The organism is Microbacterium sp. UBA837 (assembly GCF_002296025.1).
Lineage (GTDB): Bacteria > Actinomycetota > Actinomycetes > Actinomycetales > Microbacteriaceae > Microbacterium.
Genome location: NZ_DBHD01000010.1, coordinates 1 through 10,797, shown reverse-complemented (window position 1 = coordinate 10,797; position 10,797 = coordinate 1). Strand labels below are relative to the sequence as shown.

Annotated in this window: 10 protein-coding genes and 1 pseudogene; 5 read left to right on the top strand and 6 right to left on the bottom strand. The window is 67.7% G+C overall.

Translation table 11 applies throughout. The annotated features are described in order from the left end of the window. Together pgi and B3587_RS01130 are read left to right on the top strand one after the other, a co-directional pair. Window positions 1–972 (top strand): glucose-6-phosphate isomerase (pgi, locus tag B3587_RS01135; protein ID WP_292725934.1); only part of this gene is annotated, 972 nt, incomplete at its 5' end. A gap of 9 nt (window positions 973–981) precedes the next feature. Further along, window positions 982–3,585 carry a LuxR C-terminal-related transcriptional regulator gene (locus B3587_RS01130; protein ID WP_292725932.1) on the top strand — a complete coding sequence of 868 codons (2,604 nt, stop codon included), beginning with the start codon at window positions 982–984 and terminating at the stop codon, window positions 3,583–3,585. Between the two features lie 27 nt (window positions 3,586–3,612). Here B3587_RS01130 and B3587_RS01125 read toward each other — a convergent pair whose 3' ends face one another. Continuing rightward, a complete protein-coding gene (locus B3587_RS01125; RefSeq protein WP_292725930.1) occupies window positions 3,613–4,086 on the bottom strand; it encodes a hypothetical protein in 474 nt (157 codons plus the stop codon). A 129-nt stretch (window positions 4,087–4,215) separates the two neighbouring features. On the opposite strand from B3587_RS01125, the gene B3587_RS01120 reads away from it, so the two are divergent. Together B3587_RS01120 and B3587_RS01115 are read left to right on the top strand one after the other, a co-directional pair. After that, complete coding sequence (locus B3587_RS01120) at window positions 4,216–4,899, top strand: hypothetical protein (RefSeq protein ID WP_292725928.1); 684 nt, start codon at window positions 4,216–4,218, stop codon at window positions 4,897–4,899. Window positions 4,900–4,962: 63 nt separating this feature from the next. Then, a complete protein-coding gene (locus B3587_RS01115) occupies window positions 4,963–5,529 on the top strand; it encodes a ribonuclease H family protein (protein ID WP_228178655.1) in 567 nt (188 codons plus the stop codon). Here the strand turns inward: B3587_RS01115 and B3587_RS01110 are convergent. The 5 genes and pseudogenes from B3587_RS01110 to B3587_RS01095 all read right to left on the bottom strand — a co-directional run bounded on the left by B3587_RS01110 (window position 5,526) and on the right by B3587_RS01095 (window position 10,141). Further along, complete coding sequence (locus B3587_RS01110) at window positions 5,526–7,592, bottom strand: ATP-binding protein (RefSeq protein WP_292725926.1); 2,067 nt, start codon at window positions 7,590–7,592, stop codon at window positions 5,526–5,528. The genes B3587_RS01115 and B3587_RS01110 overlap by 4 nt on opposite strands. A gap of 111 nt (window positions 7,593–7,703) precedes the next feature. After that, window positions 7,704–7,835, bottom strand: a complete 132-nt coding sequence (locus B3587_RS15850) for a hypothetical protein (RefSeq protein WP_348681558.1) — start codon at window positions 7,833–7,835, stop codon at window positions 7,704–7,706. A 196-nt stretch (window positions 7,836–8,031) separates the two neighbouring features. Continuing rightward, window positions 8,032–8,421 (bottom strand): annotated as a pseudogene (locus B3587_RS15845) (NAD-dependent epimerase/dehydratase family protein); the annotation flags it as partial. 81 nt (window positions 8,422–8,502) lie between these two features. Then, entirely contained in the window at window positions 8,503–9,543 is a 1,041-nt protein-coding gene (locus tag B3587_RS01100) for an LLM class flavin-dependent oxidoreductase (protein ID WP_292725924.1), read from the bottom strand. 28 nt (window positions 9,544–9,571) lie between these two features. After that, complete coding sequence (locus B3587_RS01095; RefSeq protein ID WP_292725922.1) at window positions 9,572–10,141, bottom strand: GNAT family N-acetyltransferase; 570 nt, start codon at window positions 10,139–10,141, stop codon at window positions 9,572–9,574. A 123-nt stretch (window positions 10,142–10,264) separates the two neighbouring features. Between B3587_RS01095 and B3587_RS01090 the strand changes: the two genes are divergently transcribed. Beyond that, entirely contained in the window at window positions 10,265–10,726 is a 462-nt protein-coding gene (locus tag B3587_RS01090) for a hypothetical protein (protein WP_228178659.1), read from the top strand. Window positions 10,727–10,797 lie beyond the last annotated feature (71 nt).

The following is a 10,797-nucleotide window of genomic DNA, read 5'->3' as shown; positions in this document are numbered from 1 at the left end:
GCCAAGACGGATGCCGTCGCGCACCACTTCGCCGCCGTATCGACCGCGCTCGACAAGGTCGCCGCCTTCGGGATCGACACCGACAACGCATTCGGCTTCTGGGACTGGGTGGGTGGCAGGTATTCGGTCGACTCGGCGATCGGTCTCTCGCTCACGATCGCGCTCGGCCCGGATGCCTTCCGCGACCTGCTCGCGGGCTTCCACGCCGTCGACGTCCACGTCGCGACGACGCCGTTGGAGCGCAACGTCCCGGTCCTGATGGGCCTGCTCAATGTCTGGTACACGAACTTCCTCGGTGCGCAGACCCACGCGGTGCTTCCGTATGCTCAGCAACTGCATCGCTTCCCGGCGTACCTGCAGCAGTTGACGATGGAGTCCAACGGCAAGCGGGTGCGGTGGGACGGCTCACCGGTCGTCACCGATACCGGCGAGGTGTTCTGGGGTGAGCCCGGCACGAACGGGCAGCACGCTTTCTACCAGCTCATCCATCAGGGCACGCGGCTCATCCCGGCGGATTTCATCGCGTTCGTGAACCCGGCGTATCCGCTTCAGGACGCCGGCCGGGACGTGCACGGGCTCTTCCTCGCGAACTTCCTGGCCCAGACCAAGGCCCTTGCGTTCGGCAAGACCGCCGAGGAGGTCGAGGCCGAAGGCTCGACCGGCGCCCTCGTCGCTGCGCGTACGTTCCCGGGTAACCGCCCGACGACGTCGATCTTCGCGCCCGCGCTGACGCCCTCGGTGCTCGGTCAACTCATCGCACTTTACGAACATATCGTGTTCACGCAAGGCACGATCTGGGGCATCAACTCGTTCGATCAGTGGGGTGTCGAGCTCGGCAAGCAACTCGCGCTGCAGATCGCTCCGGCGATCGAGGGCGATGCGGATGCCGTTGCAGCGCAGGATGCCTCGACTCGCGCGCTGCTGGAGTACTACCGCGAGCATCGCGAGGCAGTCCGCTCCCGCGAGGAATGAGTCACCCCGATGCCCGCGCGCGGTCGTCGAACGGAGTGGCCGATCGTCGACCGCGTCGCATTGGTCGAGAACCTCGCACCTCGCTTCGACCGGATCCCCGCGCACGGGGTGTTCATCGTCGGCCAGGCTGGGGTCGGGAAGACCGTGCTGGCCCGCCAACTTGCCGACGCTGCGGCGGCGCCGGAGACGGTCACCGTCATCGGATTGAGCGCGCTGTCGGGCGTCTCGCTGGCTGCATGGGCTCCGACGCTCGCTACGAGGGGGCTGCCGGCCGATCCGCACCGCGCGGTCGCCGCGCTGGTGGCTGAACTCGGCGCGCATCCCGAGCAGCAGATCCTGCTCGTCGATGACGCACCCCGACTCGATTCGATCTCTGCGGCCGTGGTCTATCAGCTCGTGCGGGGGTTCGGTGTGCCGGCGATCCTGACGGCCCGTCTCGGTGAGCCCCTGCCCGATGGGATACGTCGGCTGCTGGACGAAGGGCTGGTCGAGCGCGTCGACGTCCCGGGACTGAGTTGGGACGAAGCCGTCGAACTGCTCGAGCGAAGGTTCGACGGGCAGGTCCGCCATGGTGACCTCGACAGGCTACTGTCCCGGACCGAAGGGAATCCGCTCTACATCCGCGCGCTCGTCGAGGCGGCAGTTCGCGACGGCGCGGTCCGTCTGTCGGACGGCGTCGTGGTGATCGAGGATGGTCGCACACCGCCCGAGCTGCTCGACGCGGTCACCCAGCGCCTGGAGGTCCTCGACCCCGCGGTCCACCGTGCTCTCCAGCTGGTCGCACTCGTGCAGCCGATTCGCCGTGAGGCCTTGCTTGCCGGGGCGATGACGACGCTCACCCCCGATGTGCTCGATCACCTCGAGCTCAGCGGGCTCGTGGTCCACACCTCCGATGGTGATCTGCGGATCGCGCATCCTCTGATCGCTGAGGCACTCGAGCGTGACGACACGGCCGAGGACGTGTTCGCAGACAGCGTTGCGCTCCTGCGCTCACTCGAGGGTGACGCCGCGCGTCTGGCTGCGTGCCGGATCGAGTGGCGGCGCGGCGAGCTCGACTCGACCGAAGCGGCGTGGGCGGCGGAGTACGCGTTCGCGACCGGCGATCTGGTGCACGCGGCGGAGTACGCGCATACCGCTGTGGGGGATCCGAGCGCGCCGATCCGCTTCCGAGGGCACCTCGTTCTGGCCGACGCCGCATCTCTCACGGGAGACCGGAGCCGGGCCGACGATTCGTTCATGAGTGCCGAGGAGTGTGCACGCCGCCCGGAGGAGTGGGCACGACTGGCCGCGCACCGGGGTGAGCACTTGGCGTTCCGGTGCTTCGAGGTCAGCGCTGCCATCGAACAGGCCGAACGCATCCGTCGTTCCTTGCCGCGTGAGTCCGTCTCGGGCACTGATGCCGATCTTCGGCTGTGGCGGGCGGTTCGGGGGGAAGCCTATCGCGCACCGCTGCCGGAGGGGAGCTCGTCCCTCGGTCCTCCGGATGTCCGCATTCGAGAGGCAATGGCCGCCATCATGCACGAGTCGATGGCTGGCCGGACCGAGCTCGGGGATGAAGCCGAGCAGATCCTCCGTCGACTCGGTGATCAACTGGGCCGACTCGACGCGAGCGCGGCGATGATGCTCGGCTTCGCCGAGTACATCGGGATGCTCTCGCGCGGCGAGGGCGAGAAGGCCGCCGAGTTCGCCACCGCGCGCCGCATCGACGCGGGAGAGGGCGTCGGGCTGTGGACCTGCACCCTGGCCGAACACCGTAGCTACAACGGGCGCCTGCGGGAGGCCAGCAGACTGGCCGCGCTCGCGGTCGACCAACTCCGTTGGCGTGACGGGATGGGAGTGCTGCCACTGGCTGTCGCTCTTCAGGCGGATGCCGCCGCCAAGGGCGGGGATCCGGGACGAGCGCGGCGGCTGCTCGACGCCCTGAGTCCTGACCAGCGGAACGAGCCGAAGGCACTCATGGTCATCGCCGAGGTGGAGGCGTGGCTGCTCGCGGACGACGGTGACGCTGAGGAAGCGGCCACTGTCGTCGAACGCGCGGCACGGCAGGCCATCGACGTCGGGTTCCGCCTTGTCGCCGCCATCTCGCTCGGACTGTGCCTCCGGTTGGGGGTGGTCGATCGCGCCGCCGCCATGCTGGAGGAGATCTGTCGGGATGTACCACCCGACTTCGGGCTCTACACGAGCCTGCGCGATCTCGCCGTCGCACTTCGTGAGCGTCGACCAGCGGCCGTCGTCGAGCCGGCAGCGCGGCTCGCGAGCGCGGGCATGCCTCCCACGGCGCTCGATGCCATCAGTCTTGCCCGCACAATGCGGCCCTCCAACGAGACCCGCTATCGGCTCGACCGGCTCTTCGGTGCGTGGGCGAGTGAGGTCGACGCGCCGCTGCGTCGTCGCCGCGAGAGCCCGGTTCTGTCCCGCCGTGAACTGGACGTCGCAGCCAGGGCCGCGGATCGGCAGCGGACGCGAGAGATCGCGCAGGCTTTGGGGATCTCTCCGTCGACCGTGAACAATCAGCTGAACTCGGTGTTCCGAAAGCTCGGCGTCTCGTCGCGTGATGAGCTGCGGGACGTGCTGGTCGAGCTCGGCCGCCCCACCGCCGGCGGGCAGACGTAGGTCGTGCCCTACCTCGAGCCGCGTCGGCTATCGAGCGATCACGTTGTAGCGGATCTCCGATGCGTCGTACCCGACCTGCAGCTGCCACGTCTCGTCCTCGAAGAAGCCGCTGGTACCGAGATCGGAGGTCGCGGTGTACTGCCCGCGGATCGTGTCCAGCAGCGCCGACCCCTCTCCCTCGCCGTCGGCGCAGCTGAACACGAGAGCGGCGGTCCCCCCGGATGCGGGGAATCCCGATCCGTACGTGCTGGCGCTCACGAGGTCGCAGGAGGGGACGGGAAGCTCGGAGGGCCACCCCTCGGGGTATGCGACAGTCACGACGGCGGAGGTGTCATCCGCATCGTCATCGGCTTCCTCCTGGGCGCTGGAGTCCTGCTCGACGGCGACGACCTCGCTGGCCGATTCCTCCTCGGCGGATGTCGATGGGGATGTGGCTGCGCACCCGGCCAGAACGATCCCGGCGACGATTGCGGAGATGCCGATGAGGACGGGGCGATTCATGGGTTGCTCGATTCTGAGGGGTGGGTTCCCGGACGGCGGACGAGGAGAGTCTCCCGTCGGGGGCGCACTGTCGCAATGGGCATCAACTGCCCATTGCGACGGCGAGACCCCTGATCGACTCTCGTACACATGATCTGCGTCTCACGCCCCGCCGCGATCGCGGCACTCCTTCTCATCGCGGGCGCTCCGCTTCTTACCGGCTGCAGTGGAGGACTGGGCGAACCGAGTCCCACGCCGACGTTCGACGCGGCGGCCAGCAGCGCCGACGGTTCCGACGACACCGATGGTTCGGGAGCCGGTGACGGCGGATCGACGGGGGGCAGCGATGTAGCGGAGGCAGGTCTTGTCGACTGCGTCCCGGGCCGGTGGGTGCTGGATGAGACACAGGTGACGGCGTTCTACAGTGCCGTCGCCGCGTCGATCCCCGAGCTGGAGATCGTGCCGTTCGGGACGATCGGCCTGACACTCGGTGCCGACGGTGGATACTCCTACGCGCCTGACTACGGATTCGTGCTGAGTGTGAATGCCGGTCCCGTGACGATCGAGCCTCGCGCGGTGGTCACGGGTGGAGTCACCGGCTCCTGGCAGGTCGAGGGTGGCACTCTCGTGCTCACCGAGACAGACAGCTCGCTGACTGTCGACGCCCAGCTAGACGGTCAAGCGTTCGACGTCGGGGATCTGACCAACAGCCTCATCGAATCGAGCCCGATGCTCAGTTCTGCCGGCACGATCGCGTGCACGTCGACGACACTCACCGTGCCGTATCAGACGGGAAGCGGATCGGTGGATCTGCAGTGGGATCGGGTCTCGTAGGTCAGTCTGATCGTCGGGGTGATGTCCTCACGACACGGCCTCGAGAATGCGAGACTGTAACGCGTGCCTGAACCCGCTGCGCCGCATCCGACCGACCGCTACATCGTCGCGACCGACGGAGCGTGCAAGGGCAACCCCGGTCCGGCTGGCTGGGCGTGGGTCGGTGAGGACGGCAACTGGGCCGCAGGGTCCCTGCCCGAAGGCACGAATAACATCGGCGAGTTGCTCGGGTTGCTCTACGCGATCACCGATCACGCGGATGTCACCGAGCTCATCATCCAGGCGGACTCCAAGTACGCGATCGACACTTACTCCTCGTGGATGGACGGTCACCGTCGCCGCGGCTGGGTGACAAGCGCCAAGAAGCCCGTCGCGAACCGCGACATCCTCGAGCGTCTGATCGCAGCGCGCGACGCGCGGCGTGCCTCGGGGATGCCGGACGTCGTGCTCGAGCACGTCCGCGGGCACAGCGGCCACCGCCTCAACAGCTGGGCCGACGAGCGGGCGGTTCGTGCCTCCGAGCATGCGGCGAAGGGTGAGGCGCTCGTGTGGACGTCACTGCGTGGTCTGGATCGCCTCGATGTCGCGACTGATCCGCCCCGCTCTGCTGCCGACCGCGCGCGCCGCTAGTCGGAAGGAGTATCGGCTGACCCGAGCGCTTGGTCGACCGGTTCACTTGCCGTATCGGCCGGCTCTGAAGGAAGCACGAGGCTGGCGATGACGCCGTGCCCGACCGTGGACGCGATCTCGACGCGCCCGCCGTTGGCTTCGGCGAGGTCCTTGGCGATCGACAGGCCCAGCCCCGACCCGGCAGTATTCGTCGCCTCGGCGTGGGCGGTGCGGTAGAACCGCTCGAAGACGTGCGGAAGGTCCTTCGCTTCGATGCCGGGTCCGTCATCGGAGACGACGATACGAACTCCGGCAAGCGGGGTCTTCGCGTCCTGGGATGCGGTGATCACTTCTTCCTCGGCATGGATCTGGATGGTTCCGTGCGTGGGTGTGAACTTCACCGCGTTGGAGATGAGGCTTCTCAGTGCTCGGATGAGTTGTTGCCGTGCCCCCCGCACGGTGCCGGCATGCGCTCCCACTGCGACGGTGAGGCTCCGGGCACGCGCGATGTCGTCGAACGGTTTCAGCGCGTCGGTGATCAGATCCTCGACGCGGATGACCTCAACGTCCGGATAGGCGGTGTGCGCGCGCTTGTTGCGGGCGGCGATCAGGAGGTCTTCGATGAGCTCTTGAAGTCGATGGGCGTTGCGTGAGGCCACCGCGAGCCACTCTCGAGACTGCTCGGGCAGCTCGTCCGCCTCCTCGACCAGTTCCACGTATCCGGTCACACTCGTGATCGGCGTGCGAAGCTCGTGACTTGCTGTCGCGATGAAGTCGATCTGGCGCCGTTCGAGCTCGAGCTGTGCGGCGAGTACCCTCGCGCGATCTTGCTCAGCAGCGATCCTCACCTCGGTTGCTCGTGCACTCTCGGTGACATCGACGAACTGGACGGAGACGCGATCGTTGACCCCCGTGACCCTCGACGCATCGACGCTGATCACTGGGCCGTTGGGGGCCGAGTGTGTGACGGGATGGCCCTCGCGCAGGCTCTCGGCCATGGCGCTCAGGAGTGGGCCCGCGCGCCATCGCCGGTCCGCATCGATCTCAGAGCCGGCAATGGTGCGGGATGCCGTGTTGGACAGCAGTACTCTCCAGGCATCGCCTTCGTGCGCGACGACGAGGATGCCGACCCGCGAGTCGACGACGCCGCTCGTGACCAGCTCGGTCGTGCTCCGCGCGGAGCGGATGGCGGTGCGCAACTGGTAGCTCGCTGTCGACATGAACATACTCGTGTTCGCGATTATGAAGATGAAGAGGATGACCAGAAGCGAGGAAACCTCCGGAGTGAGGCCTGGTCCCGCGAAGGGGCCGAGCCCGAGGACCGTCAGTGCCAGGATGATGACGCTCGCGATGAGCGTCTCGGTGTAGGCAGCTCGGGTCGGGAAGCGGAATGCCGCCCACGCGATGATTCCCACCGGAAGGAAGGTCAGGGGTAGCTCTGAGCCGGCGGTCGTGAGGGCCACGAGGATGCCGGTGAGCACGAGTATCTGAGCGACGATCTCGCCCGCGGGAGTCGGCTGCCCGCTGTGTGGCGGGAGGATCGCAAAGGGGGCGATCAGAAGGATCGCCGCCGCGTGCGATGCCGCGGCGTGCACACCGAGGAGCGCTGCGTCGGATGCCGATTGTGCGAGGACCGTTCCCACCAACACCCCCAGCAGGCTGGAGGCCGCGATCGTGGCGAGGGCGAACCGCCAGGCAGCGCTCACCCTGTCCAGGACAAGACGGTGTCGAAGCCGGTACTGGAGGAGGAGGGCGAACACGCCGGTTTCGATGGCGTTGGAGATGCCGAAGCAGATAGACACGGCCAGCGGACGTCCGGCCACAGCGTTGGCCGCTCCGGTGACCAGCGCCACCATCAGCACGAACGTCCACCACTGCCTCCGAGGCGTCCACAGGATGAACAGCACCGACACGCCGGCCGCGGGCCACCATGCGGCGACGCTGCCGCCCTGGGGTGTCACCAGCACGCTGAGCTGGGAGAGGACGAAGATCGCGATGGCCGCGAGAATCCACATCCACCAGGGAAGCGCCTTCGTGGGCGCTGATCCTTGCGCGCTGTGCGGCGCAAGGAGACGGCCATCCATGAAGAAAACCTACCCCGCTCCTGCTCGAAGCGGCGGAGCCCACTCTGGCCCGCAGCGGTGCTTTCGGTATCCGGCCCGGCGGAGCAAGAAGCCGATGTCCAGGCGGGGCGTCTACTCGGTGTCGTTCCGCGTAGCCATGATGGTCCGAATGATCTCGAACTCGTCGGCCTGGGTCAGTCCCGCTCGCCGGGGGCGATCGACACCCCGCTTCAGCTCGTCTTCGAGCGTCCGGGTCACTGTCATCGCGAGTGGACGGGTTGTCCCGCCGGTGGAGCCGAAGGCGTCGGCGCGCCGCCTGGCGAACCCGGCGTATGCGGCAGGCAGCCACAGTGGCAGCGACCGCGGGCCCGCCCAGTAGCCAATATCCGAACCGGTCAGAGGGATCGCCGGGCCCGACGATGAGCCCAGGCCGGGCGATGAACAGCCGATCCCCGATGGCATCCACCGTCGCCCGCTCGGCGGCGACCTTCGCATCCGCATACTGCGAAAGGTCGCGCGGGTCCACGAGGTCAGCCGATTCATCGGCATCCGGCTCGTCGTTTCGCGCATAGACGGAAACGCTCGAGACGAGGGTCCAGTGGGCGGCGTCGTGTGAGAGCGCCCGAAGTGCGCCGGTCACGAGTTCGGGCGCGTACGAGAGCTCGATCACCTCATCCCACGGGCCGGTCACTTCGTCGTACGCCGAGGGCTGCGTGCGGTCGGCGCGGACGAGGCGCACGCCCGGGGGAGCGGATCCCGCGCTCCCTCGGGCAAGGCACACGACCTCAGCGCCCTGCTCGTGCCACGCCCGGGCGACCCGCGCTCCCAACCAGGCGGTACCGCCCAGCACCAGCACCCGAGTCACGTCGTCAGCCAACCAGAGACGGACCGATCGATGTGTGTTGGTTCGCTGCGGGCTTACCGCGCCGAGTCAGGCAGTGACGGTGTCCCGCGTCGACTTCCAGCCCAGGGCCGGTGCCACGTGGGTCGCGAAGGCCTCGACGATCCGCAGGTTGAACGCAACCCCGAGCTGGCTCGGGATCGTGAGCATCAGGGTGTCGGCCGACTGCACGGCGGCATCCGCCATTAGCTGATCGACGAGCACATCGGGAGCACCTGCGTAGGTCTTCCCGAACGTCGAGCGCATCCCGTCGATGTAGCCGACGCCGTCGCCGTCTTGGCGTCCGCCGAAGTACATCTCGTCTTCGGCTGTCGTGATCGGGAAGATGCTGCGGCTGACCGACACGCGCGGTTCGCCAGCGTGACCTGCGCCGCGCCAGGCTTCGCGGAACGCGTCGATCTGCTGTGCCTGAAGCTCATCGAAGGGGAGGCCGCGATCCTCGGTGAGGAGGGTCGACGACATGAGGTTGACACCCATCCGTCCTGCCCACTCGGCGGAGTCGCGGTTTCCGGCACCCCACCAGATGCGCGAGCGCAGCCCGGGGGAGTGCGGTTCGATGCGCTGCATCCCGGAGCCGCCGCCGAACGGGCTCATGGCGTCGCGCTCGGCCAGTCCGGCACCCTCGACCGCCTTCAAGAACAGGTCGAAGTGCTCACGGGCGATGTCCGCACCGCGGGGATCTGTCGAACCGGTGTAGCCGAACGCCTCGTAGCCGCGGACCACGGTCTCGGGTGACCCCCGGCTGACGCCGAGAGCGAGTCGACCGTCGCTGATGAGATCGACGGATGCCGCTTCTTCGGCTAGATACAGGGGGTTCTCGTAGCGCATGTCGATGACGCCGGTGCCGACCTCGATGCGTTGCGTGCGCGCTGCGATGGCGGCGAGCAGCGGCATGGGAGACGACTGCTGCCTCGCGAAGTGGTGCACACGGAGGTACGCGCCGTTGACGCCGAGATCATCCATGCCCTGGGCCAGATCGATTGCCTGGAGCATCGAGTCCTGCGCAGTGAGGATGTGTCCACCGCCGAGGGGGCCGTAGTGGCCGAAGGACAGGGTTCCGAATCGCTGCATGTCGGTGCCAACCTTCGAGGGGTGGTTTCTATTCCGGTGAATGGACCGAGGTGAGAGCGAGGTCGAGAGCGAGGACGTAGTCGTGCTCGAGGCGATCCCCGACCTGGAAGCGCTTCGTGCCGATCCGCACGAAACCCTGCTTGGCGTAGAAGCGCTGTGCGCGAGCGTTCTCCTGATTCACGCCGAGCCACATCCGGGTCGCGCCGTGGGTGATTGCCTCCTCGGCGGTGGCTCGGAGGAGCCCCGCTGCGATGCCGGTGCCATGGGCGCCCGGGAGCGCGTAGCACTTCGAAAGCTCGCTGACGCTCCAGTCTGGGGTCGGTGCATTGAGGCCGAGTGCGGCGCGAACGTCGGCATCCGTCGGTGGGGCAGCGACGAGCATCGTGTAGCCGACCAGCCGCCCCGCGGGATCCACGTCAACGAACAGCACGCGGCCGGGGTCGCTCAGGTAGGAGGTGAAGGATGCTTCGCTGAGGTTATCGTCGATGAAGCGGCGCTGGTCCTCGGCGGTCGAACCGGGCGGGCAGGCCAGGGGGAAGGTCGCGGCGGCCAGCTCGTGCAGAGCGGCGGCATCGGCGGGTCCGGCGCGTCGGATCATGCTCGTATTCTCCCGCGGCCTCAATGCCCACCGCGAGTCGCCGGAGTCGCTAACGTGAGCGTCATCGCCGCACGATCGCCGCAGAGGCGCGGTCGATCACGGCGCGTGACCCGGAGTGTGCCCATGTACGTGCTCATCATCCTGCTGCAGACGCTGATCCTGCCGCTTGTCTCGGGCGGCATCCAGCTGCTCGTCGCCGGCGGGAATCCGTGGCTCGTCTTCGGGCTGTGGTGGGGGTTCTGGGGCGTCGGCATCCGTCTCGGGCTGGCAGGGCTCAGCCAGATCATGAAGCCCGACCGCACCCGCAAGATCCTGGAGATCGACGCGACCGACGCGAACCAGGTGGTGCAGGAACTCGGCTACGCGAACCTCGGCATGGGACTGACCGCGCTCGCGATTCCGTTCCTGCCCAGCTGGGGGGTGCTCCTGGCCGTTCCCGGCGCCCTGTTCCTCCTGTTGGCCGGGGTGCGACACATCGCGAAGCCGGGCAAGAAGCTCGCCGAGCAGGTGGCGACGTGGACGGACCTGGTCGTGTTCCTCGGGGTGCTCGCCGGCGTGATCGGTCTCGCGATGGTGGGCTGGTGAGCGGCGCTTTGTGAGGGCAGCCATTGTGAGGGCAGCCATTGTGAGGACAGCCATTGTGAGGACAGCACTGT

Bases quoted from the DNA above. Each gene is read 5' to 3' on its own strand.
- B3587_RS01130 (WP_292725932.1), top strand. From the start codon at position 982: ATGCCCGCGCGCGGTCGTCGAACGGAGTGGCCGATCGTCGACCGCGTC.
- B3587_RS01125 (WP_292725930.1), bottom strand. From the start codon at position 4,086: ATGAATCGCCCCGTCCTCATCGGCATCTCCGCAATCGTCGCCGGGATC.
- B3587_RS01120 (WP_292725928.1), top strand. From the start codon at position 4,216: ATGATCTGCGTCTCACGCCCCGCCGCGATCGCGGCACTCCTTCTCATC.
- B3587_RS01110 (WP_292725926.1), bottom strand. From the start codon at position 7,592: ATGGATGGCCGTCTCCTTGCGCCGCACAGCGCGCAAGGATCAGCGCCC.
- B3587_RS15850 (WP_348681558.1), bottom strand. From the start codon at position 7,835: ATGACAGTGACCCGGACGCTCGAAGACGAGCTGAAGCGGGGTGTCGAT.
- B3587_RS01100 (WP_292725924.1), bottom strand. From the start codon at position 9,543: ATGCAGCGATTCGGAACCCTGTCCTTCGGCCACTACGGCCCCCTCGGC.
- B3587_RS01095 (WP_292725922.1), bottom strand. From the start codon at position 10,141: ATGATCCGACGCGCCGGACCCGCCGATGCCGCCGCTCTGCACGAGCTG.
- B3587_RS01090 (WP_228178659.1), top strand. From the start codon at position 10,265: ATGTACGTGCTCATCATCCTGCTGCAGACGCTGATCCTGCCGCTTGTC.